Origin of the sequence: Streptococcus oralis (assembly GCF_018448765.2) — a bacterium.
Lineage (GTDB): Bacteria > Bacillota > Bacilli > Lactobacillales > Streptococcaceae > Streptococcus > Streptococcus oralis_BM.
Genome location: NZ_JAHCMC020000001.1, coordinates 1,232,873 through 1,258,498, shown reverse-complemented (window position 1 = coordinate 1,258,498; position 25,626 = coordinate 1,232,873). Strand labels below are relative to the sequence as shown.

The 25,626-nt window shown below is 42.2% G+C and carries 21 protein-coding genes; 18 read left to right on the top strand and 3 right to left on the bottom strand.

The features are described 5' to 3' along the window. Positions 1-32 precede the first annotated feature (32 nt). From KIH88_RS06190 to KIH88_RS06165, 6 genes are all read left to right on the top strand, one after another. Entirely contained in the window at positions 33-596 is a 564-nt protein-coding gene (locus KIH88_RS06190) for a TIGR01440 family protein (protein WP_213988092.1), read from the top strand. 287 nt (positions 597-883) lie between these two features. Further along, positions 884-2,605, top strand: coding sequence for an aminodeoxychorismate synthase component I (gene pabB, locus KIH88_RS06185; protein WP_213988091.1), 1,722 nt, complete (start codon positions 884-886; stop codon positions 2,603-2,605). A 95-nt stretch (positions 2,606-2,700) separates the two neighbouring features. Beyond that, positions 2,701-3,501, top strand: a complete 801-nt coding sequence (locus tag KIH88_RS06180; protein ID WP_213988090.1) for an excalibur calcium-binding domain-containing protein — start codon at positions 2,701-2,703, stop codon at positions 3,499-3,501. A gap of 100 nt (positions 3,502-3,601) precedes the next feature. After that, the gene (locus KIH88_RS06175; protein WP_000078548.1) at positions 3,602-4,561 is read left to right on the top strand and encodes an ROK family glucokinase; all 960 of its coding nucleotides are present in this window, start codon (positions 3,602-3,604) and stop codon (positions 4,559-4,561) included. A gap of 93 nt (positions 4,562-4,654) precedes the next feature. After that, entirely contained in the window at positions 4,655-5,089 is a 435-nt protein-coding gene (locus tag KIH88_RS06170) for an HD domain-containing protein (RefSeq protein ID WP_109290124.1), read from the top strand. Positions 5,090-5,141: 52 nt separating this feature from the next. After that, on the top strand, positions 5,142-5,981 hold the full coding sequence (locus KIH88_RS06165; protein ID WP_213988089.1) for a thymidylate synthase: 840 nt from the start codon (positions 5,142-5,144) through the stop codon (positions 5,979-5,981). 41 nt (positions 5,982-6,022) lie between these two features. On the opposite strand, the gene KIH88_RS06160 is transcribed toward KIH88_RS06165, so the two are convergent. Next, positions 6,023-6,193 (bottom strand): DUF3042 family protein, encoded by a 171-nt coding sequence (locus KIH88_RS06160; protein WP_001051782.1) that lies wholly within the window; start codon positions 6,191-6,193, stop codon positions 6,023-6,025. Between the two features lie 120 nt (positions 6,194-6,313). Between KIH88_RS06160 and miaA the strand changes: the two genes are divergently transcribed. The 6 genes from miaA (at position 6,314) to bgaA (ending at position 18,392) form a co-directional block, all read left to right on the top strand. Next, positions 6,314-7,198, top strand: a complete 885-nt coding sequence (gene miaA / locus KIH88_RS06155) for a tRNA (adenosine(37)-N6)-dimethylallyltransferase MiaA (RefSeq protein ID WP_213988088.1) — start codon at positions 6,314-6,316, stop codon at positions 7,196-7,198. After that, positions 7,191-8,429, top strand: a complete 1,239-nt coding sequence (hflX, locus tag KIH88_RS06150) for a GTPase HflX (RefSeq protein ID WP_213988087.1) — start codon at positions 7,191-7,193, stop codon at positions 8,427-8,429. The genes miaA and hflX overlap by 8 nt, the downstream gene beginning before the upstream one ends. Continuing rightward, positions 8,422-9,045, top strand: a complete 624-nt coding sequence (locus tag KIH88_RS06145) for a cystathionine beta-lyase (protein ID WP_213988086.1) — start codon at positions 8,422-8,424, stop codon at positions 9,043-9,045. Before hflX ends, KIH88_RS06145 begins: the two co-directional genes overlap by 8 nt. A gap of 14 nt (positions 9,046-9,059) precedes the next feature. Next, entirely contained in the window at positions 9,060-9,989 is a 930-nt protein-coding gene (rnz, locus tag KIH88_RS06140) for a ribonuclease Z (protein ID WP_213988085.1), read from the top strand. A 20-nt stretch (positions 9,990-10,009) separates the two neighbouring features. Then, the gene (locus tag KIH88_RS06135; RefSeq protein ID WP_213988084.1) at positions 10,010-10,765 is read left to right on the top strand and encodes an SDR family NAD(P)-dependent oxidoreductase; all 756 of its coding nucleotides are present in this window, start codon (positions 10,010-10,012) and stop codon (positions 10,763-10,765) included. A 388-nt stretch (positions 10,766-11,153) separates the two neighbouring features. Continuing rightward, positions 11,154-18,392: an LPXTG-anchored adhesin/beta-galactosidase BgaA gene (bgaA, locus tag KIH88_RS06130; protein ID WP_213988083.1), complete on the top strand. Its 7,239-nt coding sequence runs from the start codon at positions 11,154-11,156 to the stop codon at positions 18,390-18,392. A 120-nt stretch (positions 18,393-18,512) separates the two neighbouring features. Here bgaA and KIH88_RS06125 read toward each other — a convergent pair whose 3' ends face one another. After that, positions 18,513-18,872, bottom strand: a complete 360-nt coding sequence (locus KIH88_RS06125; protein ID WP_213988082.1) for a DUF3397 domain-containing protein — start codon at positions 18,870-18,872, stop codon at positions 18,513-18,515. 91 nt (positions 18,873-18,963) lie between these two features. Between KIH88_RS06125 and KIH88_RS06120 the strand changes: the two genes are divergently transcribed. The 5 genes from KIH88_RS06120 to KIH88_RS06100 are packed head-to-tail and all read left to right on the top strand — an operon-like array spanning position 18,964 to position 23,664. Next, positions 18,964-19,920 (top strand): TIGR01212 family radical SAM protein, encoded by a 957-nt coding sequence (locus KIH88_RS06120; protein ID WP_061588304.1) that lies wholly within the window; start codon positions 18,964-18,966, stop codon positions 19,918-19,920. After that, entirely contained in the window at positions 19,904-20,461 is a 558-nt protein-coding gene (locus KIH88_RS06115) for a tRNA (mnm(5)s(2)U34)-methyltransferase (RefSeq protein WP_213988081.1), read from the top strand. Before KIH88_RS06120 ends, KIH88_RS06115 begins: the two co-directional genes overlap by 17 nt. Next, on the top strand, positions 20,454-20,708 hold the full coding sequence (locus tag KIH88_RS06110) for a hypothetical protein (RefSeq protein WP_000361100.1): 255 nt from the start codon (positions 20,454-20,456) through the stop codon (positions 20,706-20,708). Before KIH88_RS06115 ends, KIH88_RS06110 begins: the two co-directional genes overlap by 8 nt. A gap of 11 nt (positions 20,709-20,719) precedes the next feature. Beyond that, positions 20,720-22,774 (top strand): cation:proton antiporter, encoded by a 2,055-nt coding sequence (locus tag KIH88_RS06105; protein ID WP_213988080.1) that lies wholly within the window; start codon positions 20,720-20,722, stop codon positions 22,772-22,774. A gap of 29 nt (positions 22,775-22,803) precedes the next feature. Beyond that, positions 22,804-23,664, top strand: a complete 861-nt coding sequence (locus KIH88_RS06100) for a YihY/virulence factor BrkB family protein (RefSeq protein WP_213988079.1) — start codon at positions 22,804-22,806, stop codon at positions 23,662-23,664. Positions 23,665-23,703: 39 nt separating this feature from the next. On the opposite strand, the gene queA is transcribed toward KIH88_RS06100, so the two are convergent. Beyond that, positions 23,704-24,732, bottom strand: a complete 1,029-nt coding sequence (queA, locus tag KIH88_RS06095) for a tRNA preQ1(34) S-adenosylmethionine ribosyltransferase-isomerase QueA (protein WP_213988243.1) — start codon at positions 24,730-24,732, stop codon at positions 23,704-23,706. A 149-nt stretch (positions 24,733-24,881) separates the two neighbouring features. Between queA and KIH88_RS06090 the strand changes: the two genes are divergently transcribed. Next, positions 24,882-25,589, top strand: coding sequence for a glucosamine-6-phosphate deaminase (locus tag KIH88_RS06090; RefSeq protein ID WP_061588303.1), 708 nt, complete (start codon positions 24,882-24,884; stop codon positions 25,587-25,589). The last annotated feature ends 37 nt before the right edge of the window (positions 25,590-25,626 follow it).

The following is a 25,626-nucleotide window of genomic DNA, read 5'->3' as shown; positions in this document are numbered from 1 at the left end:
TATGATAGATAGTGACAAAAGAGGTATCAAGTATGAAGGAAAAAGACATTCACAGAGCAACAAGCCAGATTGTAGAAGATGTAATAGACAAGGCTAATTTGAGGCAAGGAGCTATCTTTGTTTTGGGCCTTTCTTCTAGTGAGGTGATAGGTGGTCAGATTGGCAAGGAATCCAGTCAAGAAATTGGGGAAATCATTGTGAAAACCATCCTAGATATCCTAGAGGAAAAAGGAATTCATCTAGCTGTTCAAGGTTGTGAACATGTCAATCGAGCCCTCGTCGTTGAACGTCAGGTGGCAGAGCAGTTTGGTCTTGAAATCGTCAGTGTCCTTCCTACACTTCATGCAGGAGGTTCGGGTCAGTTGGCAGCCTTCAAGTTTATGCAGGATCCAGTTGAGGTCGAATTTATCAAGGCTCATGCTGGATTGGATATCGGAGATACTGCGATTGGCATGCATGTCAAGCATGTTCAGGTTCCGATTCGTCCTCTTTTGAGAGAAATTGGGCATGCCCATGTAACGGCTCTAGCTAGTCGTCCAAAACTCATTGGAGGTGCGCGTGCGCAGTATCCAGAAGATTCTATCAGAAAGTCGTGAAATCATTCTGTAGTAAAAGAAAAACAATTCGGTTTTTAATTTCTGAAAAGCAAAAGACAGAGGAAACAACGGTATAGATACCATGACTTCCTCTGTTCTTTTTTGTTGAATTTTTGTGCAAAGTGCTCCAAATAAGATCAGTTTTTACAAGAAGAAGGGGTGCTATCTGATGGAGAATTGCCAAAAGTAGAAAAAAGCAACTTAGAGAAGATTTTTCGTTATAGAAATCAATAAACAAAGCTGGATTTAGCTGTTCTAGGTCGGCTTTTTTGTGCTATACTTAAGGTATGCATAGAAAAACAGTGATTGATTTTAGGGCTTTGGGCGAGAGATACACCTTTACCCAGCCGATCAAAGAGTTAAAAACGAGAGATTTAGCAGAAGTGGCGGACTTGCTGGCTCAGGTGGAAAGCTACCAAGAACAAGGCTATTATGTGGTGGGCTATGTCAGTTACGAGGCTGCACCTGCATTTGAGAAGAAATTAGCAGTTCATAAAGCTCCTTTACTGGCAGAGTATCTGCTATATTTTACAGTTCATGATAGGGTAGAAACATCACCTATTCCTCTGACTTATGAGGAAGTAGATCTGCCTTCAAAGTGGCAGGAAGTAACATCTGTGACAGACTATGAAAAGGCGATTGCCCAAATTCACCATCATTTGCGTCAAGGGGACACCTACCAGGTCAACTACACCGTCCAACTCAAGCAAGACTTAAACGCCAATCCTTTTACCATCTACAATCGTATGGTGGTAGAGCAGGAGGCGGGCTACAATGCCTATGTGGAACATGACGAGATGGCAGTGATTTCCATGAGTCCAGAGCTATTTTTTGAGCAAAATGACCGAGAATTAACGACTCGCCCGATGAAGGGAACAACCCAGCGGGGAGTGACTGATCAAGAAGACCTTGCCCAAGCTAGCTGGCTAGAACAGGATCCTAAAAATCGCTCTGAAAATATGATGATTGTAGACCTCTTGCGCAACGATATGAACCGTATTTCTGAGGTGGGGAGTGAGCACGTGGAGCGTCTTTGCCAAGTGGAACAGTATTCAACTGTTTGGCAGATGACTTCAACCATCAAGAGTCAGTTGCGACCGGATGTGGATCTAGTTGAAATCTTCCGTTCGCTCTTTCCATGTGGTTCCATAACGGGTGCACCCAAAATTGCGACCATGGAAATCATCAAGAACTTGGAGCCTCAACCGCGTGGAGTCTACTGCGGAACGATTGGTCTCTTACTTCCAAATGGGCGACGAATTTTCAATGTCGCCATTCGGACTATTCAACTGTACCAAGAAAAAGCCATCTATGGAGTTGGCGGAGGGATTACATGGGATAGTACTTGGGAATCTGAATACCGAGAGGTTCATCAAAAGGCGGCTGTACTCTATCGTAAACAAGCTCGTTTCCAATTGATTACAACTGGGAAAATCAGCCAAAAACAATTGCTGTTTGAAGATCAACATCTGGAAAGACTGACAAAGGCGAGTCGATATTTTGCCTATCCTTTTGATCCAGAAAACCTGAGACAAAAGATAGAGGAAGAGTGTCAAGCTTGTGATTCCCACCAAGACTACCGCTTGCGAATTACTATCAGCAAATCTGGAGAGATGAAACTCAGTCGCCAAATCTTAACACCTCTCAGTCCAAGTTTCTGCAAAGCCAAACTTTGTCTGCAAGAAGCAGATTTGAATCAATCATTTACCTACTTTAAAACAACTCATAGACCACATTTAAGCCTAGGAGAGCAAGAGAAGATTTACCACAATAAGTCAGGAGAACTACTTGAGACCTCTATTGGAAATCTGGCCTTAAAAATTAATGGTAAACTCTATACACCACCTACCAGTCAAGGAATTTTACTAGGAATCTACCGTCAGCATTTGCTAGAAAGGGGACAGGTAGAGGAAAAAGTTCTGACTTTGGCAGACTTGAACCAAGCAGAAGCTGTCTATGGCTGTAACGCAGTCAGAGGTTTGTATGAGTTGGAAGTGAATTCTAAATAAACTTCATAAACTAAAAAACATAATGGATATGTTGAATTGTTGGATTAAGTTTGATAAAATAAGAGGAAAACGATGTCATTTTATGGGAGGAAATGATGAAAAAAACAGTTCTTTTTAAAGCTGGTCTAGCTAGCTTTTCTGCGTTGATAATGCTCGCTCAACCGACTTTTGCTAATGATACAATTCACTTTTCAAATTGTACAGAAGCGTGGGAAAATGGATATTCTGATATCCATAGAGGAGAGCCAGGATATTCTTCAAGACTAGACAAAGATGGTGATGGAGTTGCCTGTGAACGCTCAAAAGCTCCTCGAGGTGTTTTTAAACCACGCCAATCTAGTCCACAGAATAGAGTTTCTTCTAGTGGATGGGTTAAGCAGGATGGATATTGGTATTATTATTCTGACAATGGTAATCCAGTAACCAATTCTTGGAAAGGAGATTACTATCTCAAATCAGATGGAACAATGGCTCAGAGTGAGTGGATATATGACTCATATTACAAAGGATGGTATTATCTCAAATCGGATGGTTCATATGTACGAAACATATGGATAGGAAGTTACTACCTTAAAGCAAACGGAAAGATGGCTCAAAGTGAATGGATTTATGATTCATCATACCAAGCTTGGTATTATTTGAAATCAGATGGATCTTATGCCAAAAATGCTTGGCAAGGCGCTTTTTATCTCAAAGCGAACGGTAAAATGGCTCAAAGTGAATGGATTTATGACTCTTCTTATCAATCCTGGTACTACTTGAAATCAGATGGTTCATACGCTCGTAATACTTGGCAAGGGAATTACTATTTGAAATCAGATGGTAAAATGGCAAAGAATGAGCGAGTTGATGGTGGCAGATACTACGTAGATGGTTCTGGCCTTTGGAAACCATAAATCAGAATAATTTCTAGGAAGTTAATGCAAACCTTTGCACAAAACAGACGATTCTGTTATACTATATCTGTAAGCATTTTCAATTAAAAAGGAGAAGACGATGAGTCAAAAGATTATTGGGATTGACCTTGGTGGAACATCTATCAAGTTTGCAATTTTAACTCAAGAGGGAGAAATCCAAGAAAAATGGTCTATTAAGACCAATATTTTGGACGAAGGAAGCCATATTGTAGATGATATGATTGAGTCTATTCAGCATCGTTTGGACTTGCTTGGATTGTCAGCTACAGACTTCCGAGGCATTGGGATGGGATCACCTGGTGTGGTTGACCGTGAAAAAGGGACTGTTATCGGTGCCTACAACCTAAACTGGAAAACCCTTCAACCGATTAAAGAAAAGATTGAAAAAGCCTTGGGTATTCCATTCTTCATCGACAATGATGCCAACGTAGCTGCTCTTGGTGAGCGCTGGATGGGTGCTGGTGACAACCAACCGGACGTTGTCTTTATGACACTTGGTACCGGTGTTGGTGGCGGTATCGTTGCAGAAGGGAAACTGCTTCACGGTGTGGCTGGTGCAGCAGGTGAGCTTGGCCACATCACTGTTGACTTTGACCAACCAATCGCATGTACTTGCGGTAAGAAAGGTTGTCTTGAGACAGTTGCTTCTGCAACAGGGATTGTCAACTTGACTCGTCGTTATGCAGATGAATACGAAGGCGATGCTGCCTTGAAACGCTTGATTGATGACGGTGAAGAAGTAACTGCTAAAACTGTTTTTGACTTGGCTAAAGAAGGGGACGACCTTGCCTTGATCGTTTACCGTAACTTCTCACGTTACTTGGGAATTGCTTGTGCTAATATCGGCTCCATCCTCAACCCTTCAACAATCGTTATCGGTGGTGGGGTGTCAGCTGCGGGAGAATTCCTTCTTCAAGGCGTTCAAAAGGTTTATGACGAAAACACCTTCCCACAAGTACGCACATCCACAAAATTGGCTCTTGCAACTCTAGGAAATGACGCTGGAGTTATCGGAGCAGCATCACTTGTATTGCAATAAGATAGATTGATAATAGAGCTTGGTGTTTATCAAGCTCTTTTTTAAAAATCGAATAAAACGAAATAGGTTTAAATTTTGGGAAGGAGTCGCTAGATGAACACATCAAAACAACCCATGCTTGAACTAGCATTGTCTATCGCTACGGAAGCTCATAGGGGGCAATTTGATAAGGCAGGGATAGATTATATAGAACATCCAATTTTTGTTGCGAGCCAAGTTGATTCTGAAGAAGAGAAAGCAGTGGCTCTGCTACATGATGTTATTGAGGATAGTCCTTTTACAGCTGAAGAACTATTACTAGCTGGTTTACCAGAAACAGTAGTTGCTACCGTTCAGATTTTGTCAAAGAAAAAGGGGCAAGACTATCAAACATATCTAGAAAATGTGAAATCTAATCCCCTAGCACGCGTTGTCAAATTAGCAGATTTGAAGCATAATTCAGATTTATCTAGACTGAGTTCTATCACTGACAAGGATTTGGAACGATTAGAAAAATATAAAAAGGCCATCGATTATCTGAGTATGTAGAAAAGATTTTTTTATGCTATACTAGTTAGGACAATAAATGAGGTGAGAGTAAATGACAAAAGCAGATACGATTTTTAAAGAGAATATTGAACGAATCCTCAAAGATGGTGTCTTTTCTGAACAAGCACGTCCTAAGTACAAGGACGGGACCATTGCCAATTCCAAGTACATAACGGGTGCCTTTGCCGAGTATGATTTATCTAAGGGGGAATTTCCCATCACAACCTTGCGTCCCATTGCAATCAAATCAGCTATCAAGGAAGTACTTTGGATCTACCAGGATCAGTCGAATAGCCTAGAAGTGCTGAATAACAAGTACAATGTTCACTACTGGAATGACTGGGAAGTGGGAGATACGGGAACCATTGGTGAACGCTACGGTGCGGTCGTTAAGAAACACGATATCATTAATAAGATTCTCAAGCAGTTGGAAGCCAATCCCTGGAACCGTCGCAATATCATCTCACTCTGGGATTACCAAGCATTTGAGGAGACAGACGGCCTCCTTCCATGCGCCTTTCAGACCATGTTTGATGTCCGTCGCGTTGATGGGGAAATCTATCTAGATGCGACCTTGACTCAGCGTTCTAATGATATGTTGGTGGCCCACCACATTAACGCGATGCAGTACGTAGCTTTGCAGATGATGATTGCCAAGCATTTCGGCTGGAAGGTTGGGAAGTTCTTCTACTTTATCAACAACCTTCATATCTATGATAATCAGTTTGAACAAGCAGAGGAATTGCTCCGTCGTGAGCCGTCAGACTGCCAACCACGCTTGGTTTTAAATGTTCCTGATGGGACTAATTTCTTTGATATCAAAGCGGAAGACTTTGAGTTGGTCGACTACGATCCAGTTAAGCCGCAGCTGAAGTTTGATTTGGCTATTTAAAAAATAAAAAGAAGTTGAGAAATCTCAACTTCTTTTGTGCATTAATGTGATACGCGACGGCGAGCTGCTTTTTTGCGGTTTTCTTCGATGAAAGCTGCTTTTTGCTCTTCTGGCTCAATCACTTTCTTTTTAATTGCGTACACCGCACCTGCAACGGCAGCGACAGTTCCTGCGACACCTGTTACAAGACCTTTAGCGAATCCTTTAGCCATGAGTCTTCCTCCTTTATCTTCCCGAACAGTCAGGCTCCTCAAGAGGTAGCATTTTTCTGACTGACCTTTTTGTGATATAATAATAGTAACGAAAAAATGGAAATTTTTCAAGGAAAAAAGATGAAAACAAAAATAATTGTGATTGTTGGACCGACTGCTGTTGGGAAGACAGCCCTTGCTATTGAAGTGGCCAAGCGCTTTGGTGGAGAGGTGGTCAGTGGTGACAGTCAGCAAGTATACAGAGGGTTGGATATTGGGACGGCCAAGGCTAGCCCAGAGGAGCAAGCTGCTGTTCCTCATCATTTGATTGATGTCAGAGAGGTGACCGAGTCTTACTCGGCTTTTGATTTTGTTTCAGAAGCTAAGAAAGCTATTGAGGATATTCAAAACCGTGGCAAGCTAGCGATTATTGCTGGTGGAACCGGGCTTTATGTCCAGAGCTTGCTGGAAGGCTACCATCTAGGTGGAGGGACACCTCATGAGGAGATATTAGCCTATCGAGCTAGTTTAGAGCCTTATTCAGATGAGGAATTAGCTCATCTTGTGGAGCAAGCAGGTCTTGAAATTCCCCAGTTTAACCGTCGTCGTGCTATGCGTGCCTTAGAAATCGCCCATTTTAATCAGGATTTGGAAAATCAAGAGACTTTGTATGAACCTCTGATTATCTGCTTAGATGATGAGCGTAGTCAGCTTTATGAACGTATCAACCACCGAGTGGATCTGATGTTTGAGGCTGGGCTTTTGGATGAGACCAAGTGGCTTTTTGACCATTACCCTGATGCGCAGGCTGCTAAAGGAATTGGCTACAAGGAACTATTTCCATATTTCCGTGGGGAGCAGACTTTAGAGGAAGCTAGTGAGAGTCTCAAGCGGGCGACGCGTCGTTTTGCCAAGCGTCAGCTGACCTGGTTCCGTAATCGCATGCAGGTCACCTTTTATCAGATAGGAGAGCCTGGCGTGCAGGACCGCATTTTAAGCCAGATAGAGGAGTTTTTAAATGATTGAAACGGAGAAAAAAGAGGAGCAAGTCCTGCTCATAGGTGTGGAATTGCAGGACATGGACAATTTTGACCTCTCCATGGAAGAGTTGGCCAGTCTGGCTAAGACAGCTGGGGCAGTCGTAGTCGATAGCTACAGACAAAAACGGGAAAAGTATGACTCCAAGACCTTCGTCGGATCTGGTAAGTTGGAAGAAATCGCTCAAATGGTAGATGCAGAAGAAATTACCACTGTCATTGTCAATAACCGTCTGACACCACGGCAAAATGTCAATCTAGAGGAAGTTCTGGGTGTTAAAGTTATTGACCGTATGCAGTTGATTCTGGATATCTTTGCTATGCGGGCTCGAAGCCATGAAGGAAAACTTCAAGTGCATTTGGCCCAGCTTAAGTACCTCTTACCTCGCTTGGTTGGTCAGGGAATTATGCTCAGCCGTCAGGCAGGAGGAATTGGTTCCCGTGGTCCAGGTGAGAGTCAGTTGGAACTGAACCGACGTAGTGTTCGCAATCAAATCACAGATATTGAGCGTCAGCTTAAGGTAGTTGAGAAGAATCGAGCGACAGTCAGAGAAAAACGCTTGGAGTCAAGTACCTTTAAAATTGGTTTGATTGGTTATACCAATGCTGGGAAGTCAACCATCATGAACACCTTGACCAGTAAGACCCAGTATGAAGCGGACGAACTCTTTGCGACTCTGGACGCGACGACAAAGAGTATCCATCTGGGAGGTAATCTCCAAGTGACTTTAACTGATACGGTTGGCTTTATCCAAGATTTGCCGACTGAATTGGTGTCCAGTTTCAAGTCGACTTTGGAAGAAAGCAAGCATGTTGACCTTCTAGTTCATGTCATCGATGCCAGCAATCCTTATCACGAGGAACATGAAAAAACAGTCCTGTCCATCATGAAAGACTTGGACATGGAGGATATTCCCCGCCTGACCCTTTACAATAAAGCGGATTTGGTGGAGGATTTCACGCCTACCCAAACACCGTATGCCCTCATTTCTGCCAAGTCCGAGGATAGTCGTGAGAATTTGCAAGCATTATTGCTAGATAAGATTAAGGAAATTTTTGAAGCCTTTACTCTGCGCGTGCCTTTTTCGAAATCCTACAAGATTCATGATTTGGAAAGTGTAGCGATTCTGGAAGAGCGCGACTATCAAGATGACGGTGAAGTCATTACAGGCTACATTTCTGAGAAAAATAAATGGAGGTTAGAGGAATTTTATGACTGATATTAAAACTTTGGCTCTAAAGTATGGAGGCTATACAAGTCTGGATAAGATCTATCTGGATCAGCTTCTAGCTGGCAAAGCAGAGCAGGAGCAGTTAGCTCTCATCACACCTCCTCCGAGTGTAGTCAATGCCTACTTTGCTGAACTCTACCAGAAAAAGAGTCCTGAAGCTGCGACGGATTATTTTTCAGAACTCAGTCAGGAACTGAACCTCTACAATGCTGAGCCAAGTTTCACCTTTGAAAATAAGCCTTTTATTCGTCTTAATTTATCTGGCAAATCTTTTGGATTTTGCTATGAGAGTGATGGTCTGGGGCGAATCTTCTCTGAAAATGAAGAGGTAATCTCGGATGACTTGCTTTTTGAGATTGCGCAAATTTTCCCCCATCAGCTCGTCTTTGAGGAGTCTGGAAAGATTTACTTGAAGTCTGTCGGGGACGAGGAAGTTGTTAGCGTAAAAAGTCTCACAGCTTTGACTGATTTGGAAAGTTTAGCAGATGGTCGCAAGCGTCTCAAAGGCTACAGCCAAGAGGATTTGCTGCAAGAAGCTAGAGCTTTTTCTGGCAAGCATTATTTCCGATCGGAAAACCGCACAGCCATGTTATATATTGATTAATTAGAAAGTATCGAATGGATATTCAATTTTTAGGAACGGGGGCTGGTCAGCCCTCTAAAGCCCGCAACGTCTCAAGTCTCGCCCTGAAACTCTTGGACGAGATTAACGAAGTTTGGCTCTTTGACTGTGGAGAAGGAACGCAAAATCGCATTCTGGAAACCACGATTCGACCACGTAAGGTCAGAAAAATCTTTATCACTCACTTGCATGGAGACCATATCTTTGGCTTGCCAGGATTTCTTTCTAGCCGTGCTTTTCAGGCTAATGAAGAGCAAACAGATTTGGAAATTTATGGCCCCCAAGGGATCAAGTCATTTGTCTTAACCAGTCTTCGTGTGTCAGGTTCTCGTCTGCCTTACCGCATTCATTTTCATGAGTTTGACCAAGATTCTCTAGGGAAAATCCTTGAGACCGATAAATTCACTGTGTATGCAGAGGAGCTGGATCATACTATTTTCTGTGTTGGGTATCGTGTCATGCAAAAGGATCTTGAAGGGACCTTGGATGCTGAAAAACTTAAGGCTGCTGGTGTTCCGTTCGGCCCGCTTTTTGGAAAAATCAAGAACGGTCAGGATGTTGTTCTAGAAGATGGGACTGAAATCAAGGCAGCAGACTATATCTCAGCTCCCCGTCCAGGTAAGATTATCACCATTCTGGGTGACACCCGCAAAACCAATGCTAGTGTGCGTCTGGCTGTTAACGCCGATGTCCTAGTCCATGAGTCCACATATGGCAAGGGCGATGAGAAAATTGCCCGCAATCACGGTCACTCAACTAATATGCAAGCTGCACAAGTAGCGGCAGAAGCAGGAGTCAAACGCCTCTTGCTCAACCATATCAGTGCCCGCTTCCTATCAAAGGATATTAGTCAGCTTAAGAAAGATGCTGCTAGTATTTTTGATAATGTCCATGTGGTTAAAGACTTGGAAGAAGTGGAAATCTAGAAGATTGAGAAAGGATAAGTATGCGTACTATTCTCATTACCGGAGCTAGCGGTGGCTTAGCCCAAGAAATGGTCAAACTCTTGCCAAATGACCAATTGATCTTGCTAGGTAGAAACAAGGAAAAACTGGCACAACTCTACGGAAATCATCCTAATGTGGAATGGATTGAAATTGACATTACTGATGACTCAGCCCTAGAAGCTCTGGTAGCTGACCTCTATCTCCGTTATGGCAAGATTGATGTCTTGATTAACAACGCTGGCTATGGAATTTTTGAAGATTTCGACCAGATTTCTGATCAAGATATTCACCAGATGTTTGAGGTCAATACCTTTGCTCTGATGACTCTGTCTCGTCGTCTTGGAGTTCGTATGAAGGAAAGTCGAAAAGGCCATATCATCAATATCGTTAGCATGGCTGGTTTGATAGCGACTAGCAAGTCTAGTCTTTACTCAGCAACCAAGTTTGCGGCTATCGGATTTTCTAACGCTCTGCGCCTCGAACTCATGCCCTATGTTGTCTATGTAACGACGGTTAATCCAGGACCGATTCGTACCGCCTTTTTTGATCAGGCTGACCCAGATGGCAGCTACCTCAAGTCTGTTGACCGCTTTCTCTTAGAACCAGATGCAGTGGCTAAAAAGATTATTAAGTGTATAGGAAAAAACAAACGGGAACTCAATCTCCCAGTTTTGTTGAACCTAGCCCATAAGTTTTATACTCTCTTTCCCAAGCTAGCTGATAAGTTGGCAGGGGGAATCTTTAATTATAAGTAAAAGAGAGGCTGGGACAAAAATCTAACCTTAAATGTAAAAAAACGAACAAAATGAGTTATCTGACATTCGGAATTCTGTTTTGTTCGCTTTTTTTGTCCAATCTATCGATTTTTAAAATTTATAATAAAGAATTCCTAAAATCAAAATCTTTTTGTTCCAGCCTCTTTTATAATATTTAACTGAGTGTTAAAAAATGTTTGTTTTTGTTCTAAATCTACATTCATTTTTTTCGAATCTTCTACAAATTTTAGAAAAAACAATCAAAAATATGATTTTTTGTGTTTAGGGTATTGAAATTTCCTATATTATTTTATAAAATAAGGGTAAAAGGCTATGAAAAAGTAATACGCTTACAAGAAAATAGAAGCGGTTACTAAAGGAGGATTTTATGGAAAAAGGCCATTGGAATCGTAAAAGAGTCTACAGCATTCGTAAGTTTGCCGTAGGCGCTTGCTCTGTCATGATTGGAACCTGTGCGGTTCTATTTGGAGGAAGTGTCATTGGAGAATCACCAGTTTTCGCTGATGAAACTCCTATCGCCCACACTGTAGAACAAGCAAAAGAGGAAAGTCCGGCAGTGGAGGAAAAAGAAAATCAAGCTGTAGCAGAGCACAAGGATACTGCAAGTGTCGACCAAAGTCAAGCTGCTCCAATTGAAGCAAGCAAGCCAGAGAAGAAAGAAGATGAACCTGTAGCTCCAAAAGAGGAGAAAGCGTCACTAAAACCTGAAGAAACAGCACCAAAGGTAGAATCTCAAGCTTCAAGTCAAGAAAAGCCTGTCAAGGAAGATTTGAAAGCTGCGACAAATGAAGAAGTGAATCAAATGATTGAAGATAGAAAAGTGAATTTTAATCAAAATTGGCACTTTAAACTCAATGCGAATCCTAAAGAAGCTGTGAAATCAGATGCCGATGTATCAACATGGCAAAAATTGGATCTCCCACACGACTGGAGTATCTTTAACGATTTTGACCATCAGTCCCCTGCCCAAAATGAAGGTGGACAGCTCAATGGTGGTGAAGCTTGGTATCGCAAGACCTTTAAACTTGATGAAAAAGATCTCAAGAAAAATGTTCGTGTGACCTTTGATGGCGTCTACATGGACTCTCAAGTCTATGTCAATGGCCAGTTAGTAGGACATTATCCAAATGGTTATAACCAGTTCTCATACGATATTACTAAATACCTCCATAAAGATGGCCGTGAGAATGTGATTGCTGTCCATGCTGTCAACAAACAACCAAGTAGCCGTTGGTATTCAGGTAGCGGTATCTACCGTGATGTGACCTTGCAAGTGACAGATAAGGTTCATGTTGAGAAGAATGGGACAACCATCTTAACACCAAAGCTAGAACAACAGCAACACGGCAAGGTTGAAACGCATGTGACCAGCAAAGTCGTCAATACAGATGATAAAGACCATGAACTGGTGGCAGAATATCAAATCGTTGAACGTGGTGGTCAGGCTGTAACAGGCTTGGTTCGTACAGCGAGCCGTACCTTGAAAGCACATGAGTCAACAAGTCTTGATGCGATTTTAGAAGTTGAAAGACCAAAACTCTGGACAGTTTTAAACGATAAACCTGCCTTGTACGAATTGATTACACGTGTTTACCGTGACGGTCAATTGGTTGATGCTAAGAAAGATTTGTTTGGTTACCGTTACTATCATTGGACTCCAAATGAAGGTTTCTCTTTGAATGGTGAACGCATTAAATTCCATGGTGTTTCCTTGCACCATGACCACGGAGCACTTGGAGCAGAAGAAAATTATAAAGCAGAATACCGCCGTCTCAAACAAATGAAGGAGATGGGAGTTAACTCCATCCGTACAACTCATAACCCTGCAAGTCCACAGACCTTGCAAATCGCAGCAGAACTTGGTTTGCTGGTTCAGGAAGAGGCCTTTGATACTTGGTATGGTGGCAAGAAACCATATGACTACGGACGTTTCTTTGAAAAAGATGCCACTCACCCAGAAGCTAGAAAAGGTGAAAAATGGTCTGACTATGATCTTCGTACCATGGTCGAAAGAGACAAAAATAACCCAGCTGTCTTCATGTGGTCTATCGGAAACGAAATCGGTGAAGCAGATGGAAAGGCTCACTCTCTTGCAACAGTTAAACGCTTAGTAAAAGTGATTAAAGATGTTGATACTACACGTTATGTTACTATGGGAGCAGATAAGTTCCGCTTTGGTGATGGTAGTGGTGATCATGAGAAGATTGCTAATGAACTGGATGCGGTTGGTTTCAACTATTCAGAAGACAACTACAAGAAACTTCGTGCGAAACATCCAAACTGGTTGATTTATGGTTCAGAAACATCTTCAGCAACCCGTACACGCGGTAGCTATTATCGTCCTGAACAAGAATTGGTACATAGCAACCAAGCTTATCGTAACTATGAACAGTCAGATTATGGGAATGATCGTGTTGGTTGGGGTAAAACGGCAACCGCTTCATGGACGTTTGACCGTGACAACGCTGGCTATGCTGGACAGTTTATCTGGACAGGTACGGACTATATCGGTGAGCCTACACCATGGCACAACCAAAACCAAACTCCCGTTAAGAGCTCTTACTTTGGTATCGTAGATACAGCTGGTATTCCAAAAAATGACTTCTATCTCTACCAAAGCCAATGGGTTTCTGTCAAGAAGAAACCAATGGTTCACCTTCTTCCTCACTGGAACTGGGAAAATAGAGAATTGGCATCGAAAGTTGAAGATTCAGACGGAAAAATCCCAGTTCGAGCTTACTCAAACGCTGCAAGCGTAGAATTGTTCTTAAATGGTCAATCTCTCGGAGTTAAGAAGTTCAACAAGAAACAAACCAGTGATGGCCGCACTTACCAAGAAGGTGCCAATGCTAAGGAACTCTATCTTGAATGGAAGGTTGCTTACCAACCAGGTACTTTGGAAGCTGTAGCTCGCGATGAAGCTGGAAAAGAAATTGCACGTGATAAGATCACGACTGCAGGCCAACCAGCAGGTGTTCGCCTCGTCAAGGAAGAACATGCAATCGCAGCAGATGGAAAAGACTTGACCTACATCTACTACGAAATCGTTGACAGTGAAGGAAATGTGGTACCAACTGCTAATAATTTGGTTCGTTTCCAATTGCATGGACAAGGTCAACTGGTCGGTGTCGATAATGGGGAACAAGCCAGCCGTGAACGCTACAAGGCACAACCAGATGGTTCTTGGATCCGTAGAGCCTTTAACGGTAAAGGGGTTGCCATTGTCAAATCAACTGAACAAGCAGGTAAATTCACCCTTACTGCCCATTCAGATCTCTTGAAATCGGACCAAGTCACTGTATTTACAGGCAAGAAAGAAGGTCAAGAAAAGACTGTTCTCGGGACAGAAGTACCAAAAGTACGTACTGTTATTGAGAAAGAGCCAAAAATGCCGAAGACAGTCGGTTTTATCTACAGTGATGGCAGTCGTGAAAAACGTCCAGTAACTTGGTCTTCAGTTGATGTGAGCCAAGCAGGAGTTGTGACTGTTAAAGGTATGGCAGACGGACGCGAAGTTGAGGCCCGTGTCGAAATTCTAGCAATTGCAAATGAGCTTCCAACTGTTAAGCGTGTTGCTCCAGGAACAGACTTGAGTGCTGTTGACAAATACGTTTCTATTGCTGTTACGGATGGAAGCATACAAGAATACGAAGTTGATAAGTGGGAGATTGCGGAAGCAGATAAAGCTAAACTGTCAGTTGCAGGATCACGTATTCCAATGACTGGCCAACTGGGTGGTGAGACTATTCACGCTACCCTTGTGGTAGAAGAAGGCGAGGCTGCGGCACCTGCAGTACCAACTGTAACGGTTGGTGGTGAAGCTGTCACAGGTCTTACTAGTCAAAAACCAATGCAATACCGCACTCTTGCTTATGGAGATAAGTTACCAAAAGTCACAGCAAGTGCTGAAAATGCAGCTGTTACAGTGGTGCAAGCAAGCGCAGCAAACGGCATGCGTGCAAGCATCTATGTTCAACCAAAAGATGGTGGCCCTCTTCAAACCTATGCAATTCAATTCCTTGAAGAAGCACCAAAGATTGACCACTTGAGCTTACAAGTAGAGAAAGCTGACGGTCTTAAAGAAGATCAAACAGTGAAATTGTCTGTACTCGCTCACTATCAAGACGGAACACAAGCAGTTTTACCAGCTGATAAAGTAACCTTCTCAACAAGTGGTGAAGGGGAAGTCGCAGTTCGTAAAGGAATGCTTGAGTTGCATAGACCGGGAGTAGTCACTCTCAAAGCAGAATATGAGGGGGCTAAAGGCCAAGTTGAACTCACTATCCAAGCCAATACTGAGACGAAGGTTGCGCAATCCATCCGTCCAGTAAATGTAGTGACAGACTTGCATCAAGAACCAAGTCTTCCAGCAACAGTAACTGTTGAGTATGACAAAGGTTTCCCTAAAACTCACAAAGTCACATGGGAAGCTATTCCAAAAGAAAAACTAGACCACTATCAAACCTTTGAAGTGCTAGGTAAAGTTGAAGGAATTAATCTTGAAGCGCGTGCTAAAGTCTCTGTAGAAGGTATCGTTTCGGTTGAAGAAGTTAGTGTGACAACACCAATCTCAGAAGCACCGCAATTACCAGAAAGTGTTCGTACCTACGATTCAAATGGTCACGTTTCATCAGCTAAGGTTACTTGGGATGCGATTCAATCAGACCAATACTCCAAGGAAGGTGTCTTTACAGTTAATGGTCGCCTAGAAGGTACGCAATTAACTACCAAACTTCATGTTCGTGTGTCTGCTCAAACTGAGCAAGGAGCAAATATTTCTGACCAATGGACCGGTTCAGAATTGCCACTTGCCTTTGCTTCAGACTCAAATCCAAGCGATCCTGTTTCAAATGTCAACGATAAATTGATTTCCTTTAATGACCGACCAGCCAACCGTTGGACAAACTGGAATCGTACTAATCCAGAAGCTTCAGTTGGTGTCCTATTCGGAGATTCAGGTATCTTGAGCAAACGTTCGGTTGATAATTTAAGTGTCGGATTCCACGAAGACCATGGAGTTGGTGTACCGAAGTCTTATGTGATTGAGTATTATGTCGGTAAGACCGTTCCAACAGCTCCTAAAAACCCTAGCTTTGTAGGTGAGGAAAACCATGTATTTAACAATCCAGCCAACTGGAAACCAGTTATCAATCTCAAAGCACCAGCTCAATTAAAAGCTGGAGAAATGAATCACTTTAGCTTTGATAAAGTTGAAACCTATGCTGTCCGTATTCGTATGGTTCGACTTGATAGCAAGAAAGGAACATCTATCACAGAGGTACAAATCTTTGCGAAACAAGTTGCGGCAGCCAAACAAGGACAAACAAGAATCCAAGTTGACGGTAAAGACTTAGCAAACTTCAATCCTGATTTGACAGACTACTATCTTGAGTCTGTAGATGGCAAAGTTCCTGCAGTAACAGCAAGTGTTAGCAACAATGGTCTTGCTACCGTTGTTCCGAGCGTTCGCGAAGGTGAGCCAGTTCGTGTTATCGCTAAGGCTGAAAATGGTGATATCTTAGGAGAATACCGTCTGCACTTCACAAGCAATAAAGATTTGCTCTCTCGTAAACCAGTTGCAGCTGTCAAACAAGCTCGCTTGGTACAAGCAGGACAACCGCTTGAATTGCCAACTAAAGTTCCGGTTTACTTCACAGGTAAAGACGGTTACGAAACAAAAGACTTGGCAGTAGAATGGGAAGAAGTTCCAGCAGAAAATCTGACAAAAGCAGGTCAATTTATCGTTCGAGGCCGTGTCCTTGGTAGTGATCTTGTTGCTGAGTTCACTGTACGAGTGACAGACAAACTAGGCGAAGCTCTTTCAAATAACCCAGAGTATGATGAAAACAGTAACCAGGCCTTTGCTTCCGCAACTAATGATATTGATCCAAGTTCACATGACCGTGTAGACTATATTAATGATGGAGATCATTCAGAAAGTCGTCGTTGGACAAACTGGTCTCCAACACCATCTTCTAATCCAGAAGTATCAGCAGGTGTGATCTTCCGTGAAAATGGTAAGGTTGTAGAACGGACTGTAGCACAAGCCAAACTTCATTTCTTTGCAGATAGTGGTACGGATGCCCCATCTAAACTCGTTTTGGAACGTTATATTGGTCCAGATTTTGAAGTGCCTACCTACTATTCAAACTATCAAGCCTACGATGCAGCCCATCCATTCAATAATCCAGAAAATTGGGAAGCTGTGCCTTATCGTGCGGATAAGGACATTGCAGCTGGTGATGAAATCAACGTAACATTTAAAGCTGTTAAAACCAAAGCCATGAGATGGCGTATGGAGCGTAAAGCAGACAAGAGCGGCGTTGCGATGATTGAGATGACCTTCCTTGCACCGAGTGAATTGCCTCAAGAAAGTACCCAATCGAAGATTCTTGTAGATGGAAAAGAACTTCCTGACTTCGCTGAAGATCGTCAAGACTATCAAATCACCTATAAAGGTCAACGTCCAAAAGTCTCAGTCGAAGAAAGTAATCAAGTAGCTTCAACAGTTGTAGATAGCGGAGACGATAGTCTTCCAGTGTTTGTTCGCCTTGTTTCAGAAAGTGGAAAACAAGTCAAGGAATACCGTATCCAGTTTACAAAAGAAAAGCCAGTTTCTGAGAAGACTGTTGCTGCTGTACAAGAAGATCTTCCAAAACTCGAATTTGTTGAAAAAGATTTGGCCTACAAGACAGTTGAGAAAAAAGATTCAACACTGTATCTAGGTGAAACTCGTGTAGAACAGAAAGGAAAAGATGGTAAGGAACGGATCTTCACAGCGGTTAATCCTGATGGAAGTAAGGAAGAAAAACTCCGTGAAGTGGTAGAGGCTCCGACAGACCGCATCGTCTTGGTCGGAACAAAACCAGGAACTTCTCTTCCAGAAGATGAAGTGAAGAACCTAGTCCTTAACAGACCAGAACTTGTAATCGAAGAAGAAACCATCAACTTCAAGGTTCAGGAGCGTAAGTCTGATAAGTTGTATCTAGGTGAAACTCGTATCCTCCAAGAAGGTCAAAAGGGTATTCGCATTCACTTGATCGAAGTTGAAAATGGCAAGCGGACTGAAAAAGAAAGCTATAATAAAGTCATGGCTCAAGATCGTATTGTAGAAGTTGGTACTAAACCAGGAACTTCTCTGCCAGAAGACGAAGTGAAGAACCTCGTTCTTAATCTTCCAGAGCTTATCTCAGAAGAAGAAATCATTGATTTCAAAGTTCAGGAACAAAAGAATGACAAACTTCCAGCAGGTCAAACTCGTATCCTTCAAGAAGGAAGACAAGGTATCCGTGTTCACTTGATCGAAGTTGAAAATGGTAAGCGAACTGAAAAGGATAGCTATGATAAAGTTATGGCTCAGGATCGCATCGTAGAAGTCGGTACAGCTAGTGAAACAACTAAGCCAGTACCACAAGAAGCTATAAAACCACAAGTATCAGAAAAAACAGATACAAAACAAATTGCTTCAAGTAAAGCTAGTCAAGCTCAAAAAGAGCAGTTACCAAATACAGGAAGTGCAGAAGGTCAAGCAGCAGTAGCAGCAGGTTTAGCTCTTCTCGGTTTGGGCGCAGGATTAGTCACCACTAAAGGCAAAAAAGAAGACTAGAGTTTAGCAATTTCAAGCTGTAGAATGTCTTATAGCTTAAAAGACCAGAGAAAAATTTCTCTGGTCTTTTTAAGTATAGGAGTAAAAGAAAAACCCGGTAATTAAATACAGGGTTAGTGATCATTTTGCCATCATCAATTCGACAATCATAGCTATGTAGATAATCAGGGTAAGGAGAAAACCAGCTCTCCAGAAAAACTTGATGAATTTAGGGTAATAAAAACTTCGTTTTTTGACAAGGAAAAAGACTACAAGGAGAATTGCTAGGAGAGAAAGAGCAACACCAAGTCGCGGTAGAAAGTTGTGGGTAAAGGCTTTAGCAGTAATCAGGTAGTACTCAAATACCAAAAGTGGAAAAGCTAGATCCGCGAAATTAAATCCTATTTTCCTAAGTCCGAAAAGCTTGGTGACAATAAAGCAAACCACCAAGGTTAATATCAATAATAAAATAGATGCTATTTTCATTAAAATCATACCCATATTGTATCATAAAAAAACGCTAAAGGAAATGAGAAACAAGGGAATTTGTTGGAAAGTCAGGCTTTTGAGATTGTAGGTGTTTTTTGTTATAATGAAAGTTATGAAATCTTATAATACCTTGAATGATTATTATCGAAAACTTTTTGGAGAAAAGACTTTCAAAGTTCCTATTGATGCGGGGTTTGACTGTCCCAATCGGGATGGAACTGTGGCTCATGGGGGCTGTACCTTTTGTACAGTTTCGGGTTCTGGAGATGCCATTGTAGCACCAGATGCTCCTATCCGTGAGCAATTTTATAAGGAAATCGACTTTATGCACCGCAAGTGGCCGGATGTTAAAAAGTATCTGGTTTATTTTCAAAACTTTACCAATACCCATGAAAAGGTGGAAGTGATTCGGGAGCGTTATGAACAAGCAATCAACGAACCAGGTGTAGTGGGAATCAATATCGGAACACGCCCAGATTGTTTGCCAGACGAAACCATCCTTTACCTAGCTGAGCTAGCAAAACGCATGCATGTGACGGTGGAATTGGGCTTACAGACTACATATGAAAGAACCTCTAACTTGATTAACCGTGCCCATTCCTATGAATTGTATGTAGAAACGGTCAAACGATTGAGGAAATATCCTAAGATTGAGATTGTTTCCCATTTGATCAATGGTTTGCCCGGTGAGACTCATGAGATGATGGTCGAAAATGTCCGCCGCTGTGTCACAGATAATGATATTCAAGGAATTAAACTGCACTTGCTCCATCTCATGACCAATACGCGTATGCAGCGAGATTACCACGAAGGACGCTTGCAACTGATGAGTCAGGATGAGTATGTCAAGGTCATCTGTGACCAGTTGGAAATCATTCCCAAGCATATCGTCATCCATCGAATCACGGGAGATGCGCCTAGAGATATGCTGATTGGCCCTATGTGGAGCCTCAATAAATGGGAAGTGCTAAATGCTATTGAAACTGAGATGCGCCGTCGTGGAAGTGTGCAAGGATGCAAGGCTGTAAAACAGGAGTTTAAAAATGAAAAGACCACTTGAGATGGCACATGATTTTTTAGCTGAAGTTGTGACAAAAGAGGATATTGTAGTGGATGCGACCATGGGCAATGGCCATGATACCCTTTTTCTAGCCAAGCTAGCTAAGAAAGTCTATGCCTTTGATGTCCAGGAGCAGGCTTTGGAGAAGACGCGAGACCGTTTGGATCAGGCTGGAATGACAAATGCCCAGTTAATCTTGCAAGGTCATGAGACACTAGACCAGTTTGTGATAGAAGCTAAGGCAGGGATTTTTAATCTGGGTTATTTACCTTCTGCTGACAAATCAGTCATCACCCAACCTCAGACTACTATCGAAGCATTAGAAAAGCTGTGTCACTTGCTTGTCAAGGGGGGACGGATTGCTATCATGATCTACTATGGTCATGAAGGAGGAGACACCGAGAGGGATGCTGTATTGGATTTTGTTAGCCAGTTGAACCAACAAGAGTATACAGCTGCCATTTATCGGACTCTCAACCAAGTTAATAATCCACCGTTTTTAGTTATGATTGAAAAATTAGAAAGGTATAGACATGGATAAACAATACCTTCGTGAGAAGCTTGAGACAATGCGCCAAAATTTTGTCGAGTCAACGCATCACGAGCGAGCAGTCGGGGTGCTCGACGAAGCACATATGAGCAAGAAAATGCTTAAAATCAAGAAAAAATTAGTGGCTCTTGAAATGGAACGGTGCCAGAAAAAAATTGAGCACAAAGACTGCTCTAAGATTGATCAGAAAATTCAAGAGCAAAAGGAGATTTTTGAATCTTGTTGTAAAAAAGATTAAGGAGGAATTGTGTGGAATTACTCATTTACTTGATTCTATTTTTATTTGTCTTAATCATTTCAACTACGACCAATAAACTTCTGCCTTTTTTGCCCCTTCCTCTTGTACAAATCCTTTTGGGGATTGGGATTGGTTTATTTGTTCCCGATGCGGACTTTCATCTCAATACAGAGCTGTTTCTGGCCATGGTTATTGGTCCCTTACTTTTCCGGGAGGCAGAAGAAGCGGATATTACGTCCATTTTAAAGCATTGGCGGATTGTCGTCTTTCTGATCTTCCCTGTGATTTTTATCTCGACCTTAAGCTTGGGGGGCATGGCTCACTTCCTTTGGATGACTCTTCCTTTAGCTGCCTGTTTAGCAGTTGGAGCGGCACTTGGGCCAACAGATTTGGTTGCCTTTGCATCTCTTTCTGAACGTTTTCGTTTTCCCAAACGGGTTTCTAATATTCTAAAAGGGGAAGGACTCTTAAATGACGCTTCTGGTTTGGTTGCCTTTCAGATGGCTCTTGCTGCTTGGACAACAGGAACGTTTTCTTTCAGCCAAGCTGGAACTTCCCTAGCACTTTCTATACTTGGTGGTTTTGTAGTCGGTTTTGTGACGGCTATGGTCAATCGTTTCTTGCATAGCTTTTTACTGAGTGTGCGAGCGATAGATATAGCCAGTGAACTATTGCTAGAGCTAAGTTTACCACTCATGACCTTTTTCATCGCAGAAGAGTTTCATGTTTCAGGGATTATCGCAGTAGTAGTTGCAGGTATTTTGAAGGCCAGCCGCTTTAAGAAAATTACGCTCCTTGAGGCTCAAGTAGACACCGTGACGGAGACCGTCTGGCACACCGTGACCTTTATGCTAAATGGATCAGTCTTTGTTCTCTTGGGAATGGAATTAGAATTGATAGCAGAGCCAATTTTGTCTAATTCTCTCTACAATCCCCTTCTTTTACTGCTTTCAGTTGTCGTTCTGACCTTTTTACTCTTTGCGATCCGCTTTGTCATGATTGCTGGTTTTTACTTTGTGAGGACGCGTCGACTTAAGAAAAAAATTCATAAGTACATAAAAGATATGCTTCTTTTGACCTTCTCTGGTGTCAAAGGGACAGTATCTATCGCGACCATTCTCCTCATACCAAGTCATTTGGAGCAGGAGTATCCTCTGTTACTCTTCCTTGTAGCAGGCGTTACACTATTGAGCTTTCTAACAGGTTTATTAGTTCTCCCCCACTTGTCTGAGGAACAAGAGGAAAGCAAGGACCATTTGATGCATATTGCGATTCTGAATGATGTGGCTGCAGAATTAGAAAAAGAGCTGGACCATCACAAGAACAAACTTCCTCTTTATGCAGCTATTGATAATTATCATGGTCGGATTGAAAATCTCATCCTTAGTCAGGAAAATAAAAGAGTCCAAGAGGACTGGGAGTCTCTCAAGCTTCTTATCTTGAGTATTGAGAGTGACGGTTTGGAGCAAGCCTACGAAGAAAATAGAATCAGCGAGCGTGGCTATCGAGTTTACCAGCGTTACCTAAAAAACATGGAGCAGAGTATCAATCGGAATTTCGCTTCTAGAGTGACTTATTACTTCCTAGTTTCTTTACGGATACTGCGCTTTCTACTCCATGAAATGTTTACCTTTGGCAAAACTTTCCGTAGTTGGATGAATGAAGAATCTCGTAAACTACTAGCAGTTGACTATGATCAGATTTCAGAGTTGTATTTGGAAAATACAGAGCTGATTATCGAGAGTTTGGAAAACCTAAAAGGGGTTTACAAGAGTTCTCTGATTAGTTTTATGCAAGAGTCTCGTCTACGCGAGACGGCCATTATCGGAAGTGGTGCCTTTGTTGAGCGGGTTATCAATCGCATCAAGCCAAACAATATCGATGAAATGCTACGAGGTTACTATCTCGAACGTAAGGCAATCTTTGAATACGAAGAAGCTAAACTGATAACAGCCAAGTATGCCAAAAAACTACGACAAAATGTGAATAATTTAGAAAATTATTCTCTGAAAGAGGCTGCAAATACCTTACCTTATGATATGCTAGATTTAATCAGAAGAACTTAGATGATGAAGAAAATGACGGAGGATGGGATATGAAAAAGTGGTGGAAGGAGCTATTGGATAAGCCCTTATTGAAAGCTTTTTTGCATTATTATCAAGCATCTGATAGTGAGTTGACCAGTGTTGCGGTTGCCTACTATTGGTTGGTTTCAATCTTTCCTTTGCTAATGATAATGGTCAATATTTTGCCTTATTTTCAGATTCCGGTCTCAAATTTCTTACTGACAATCAAGGAATTTTTGCCTGATACAGTGTATGATGTGGTCGCTAAGATTGTCCGAGAAGTTCTGACTCAACCATCGACTGGTTTGCTGAGTTTTGCTGTTTTGTCAGCCCTATGGACCTTTTCAAAATCAATGGATTTCCTTCAAAAAGCCTTTAATAAAGCCTATGGGGTGACCAAAAGTCGAGGAATTATCTCCCATCAGTTGATGAGTTTGCTTGTTAGCCTCGGCTTGCAGATTCTTTTTGCCCTAGCCTTGTTTTTGAGTATGTTTGGTCGTATGTTGCTCAACCTCCTCAAAACTTACTGGCAATCAGACAGTCCGCTATTTTCTTACCTGCAAGATTTTACAGGTCCTCTGGTCTATGCCTTGATCTTTGCCATTCTAGTCATGATTTACTATTTCCTTCCAAAAGTAAAAGCACCACGAATCCGCTATGTTTTACCAGGAAGTATCTTTGTCTTGCTAACTCTTATCGGTTTATTGAATATCTTTTCTGTTTATTTTAATAACTATGTCAATCACCTAGTGGATGTCCGATTTTTCAGTTCCATCATCGTGGTAGTCATGATGTTCTGGTTTATTCTTATTGCAAAGATTTTGATTATCGGAGCGGTTATCAATGCCAGTGTTCAGAGTTTGAAAGATCCAAAGTTTAGTATGGAATAATTAGAAAAATCCCTATTAGGAAACCTAATAGGGATTTTCTTAATAGATAAACATGGCATCGCCGAAACTGAAGAAACGATAGCGTTCTTGAATAGCGTGCTGGTAGGCATCTAAGACTAATTCACGGCCGGCAAAGGCAGAAACCAACATGACGAGAGTTGATTTGGGTAGGTGGAAGTTGGTTGAGAAAGCATCCACGACCTTCCAGTCGTAACCAGGTTTGATAAAGATATTGGTCCAGCCAGAATTAGCCTGAATTTGCCCATCAAACTTGGAACCGATGGTTTCCAACGTACGGATAGAAGTGGTTCCGACAGCAATGACGCGACCGCCCTTTTCCTTAACAGAGCGAAGAGTGGCAGCTGCTTCCTCAGAAAGTTGGTAGAATTCTGAGTGCATTTCGTGTTCGTCTAGATTATCCACAGAAACAGGTCTAAAGGTTCCGAGTCCGACATGGAGGGTCAGATAAACCAGATGAACACCTTTGGCTTGGATTTTTGCTAGCAGTTCTTTGGTGAAGTGCAGTCCAGCAGTCGGTGCAGCAGCAGAGCCACTTTCTTTAGCGTAGACCGTTTGATAGCGTTCACGGTCATCCAATTTTTCATGGATATAAGGCGGTAATGGCATTTCACCTAGACTTTCCAAAACTTCTAGGAAAATTCCTTGGTATTCAAAGCGGACAATGCGGCCCCCGTGGGTCAATTCTTCCGTGACGACAGCGCTGAGGCGACCATCACCAAAGTTGACACGAGTTCCGACCTTGAGGCGTTTGGCAGGTTTAGCCAGAACCTCCCACTCATCTCCACTGGTATTTTTGAGTAGGAGAAGCTCCACATGGCCTCCAGTTTCTTCCTTTTGACCATAGAGGCGGGCAGGGAGAACACGGGTGTCATTCATGACAAGAGCATCACCAGGTTCCAGCATATCAATAATGGAGTGGAAGTGTTTATCCTGCATTTCTCCCGTTTCCCGGTTTACGATGAGAAGCTTGGAGGCATCTCGTTTTTCAAGTGGCGTTTGGGCAATCAATTCCTCAGGCAAGTGGAAATCAAAATCAGCTGTATTCATTTTTTTCATCATTCTTTCTAAGTTCTAATCCTATCCATTATAACACGTTTCAAGTTTGGGCGCTCTTTTTTAGAAATTAAATCGTTTTCACTTGACAAAAATTGGTCTATACCATATAATAAATATAGATTAAAACGGAGGATGAAAAGATGAAAGTTATTAAAGTTGAAAATCAAGTCGAAGGTGGAAAAGTAGCTTTTGAGATTTTGAAGGAAAAATTGGCCAATGGCGCTCAAACATTAGGACTTGCGACAGGGAGCAGTCCACTTGAGTTTTACAAGGAAATCGTTGAGAGTGACCTTGATTTTTCAAATCTAACTAGTGTAAACCTTGATGAGTATGTAGGACTTGACGGAGACAATCCTCAGTCTTATCGTCATTTTATGCAAGAACACTTATTCAACCAAAAACCATTTAAAGAAAGTTTCTTGCCTCGTGGGGTTAAGAACAATGCTGAAGCAGAAGTAGAACGCTACAACCAAATTTTGGCTGACCATCCAGTTGACCTCCAAATCTTGGGAATCGGTCGCAATGGACATATCGGCTTTAACGAGCCAGGAACTCCATTTGATAGCCAAACGCATCTAGTCGAACTTGATCAGTCTACCATCGAAGCCAATGCTCGCTTCTTTGACAAGATTGAAGACGTTCCGACTCAAGCCATCTCAATGGGGATTAAAAACATCTTGGATGCCAAGTCAATTATTCTCTTTGCTTACAGTGAGTCGAAAGCAGAAGCCATTGCTGGCACAGTATCAGGCCCAGTGACTGAGAACCTCCCAGCAAGTAGCCTACAAAACCACCCTGATGTGACTATTATTGCGGATGCTGAAGCGCTCAGCTTGCTTGAAAAGTAAAATGACAAGAACCACTTGCTCTTTGGAGTGAGTGGCT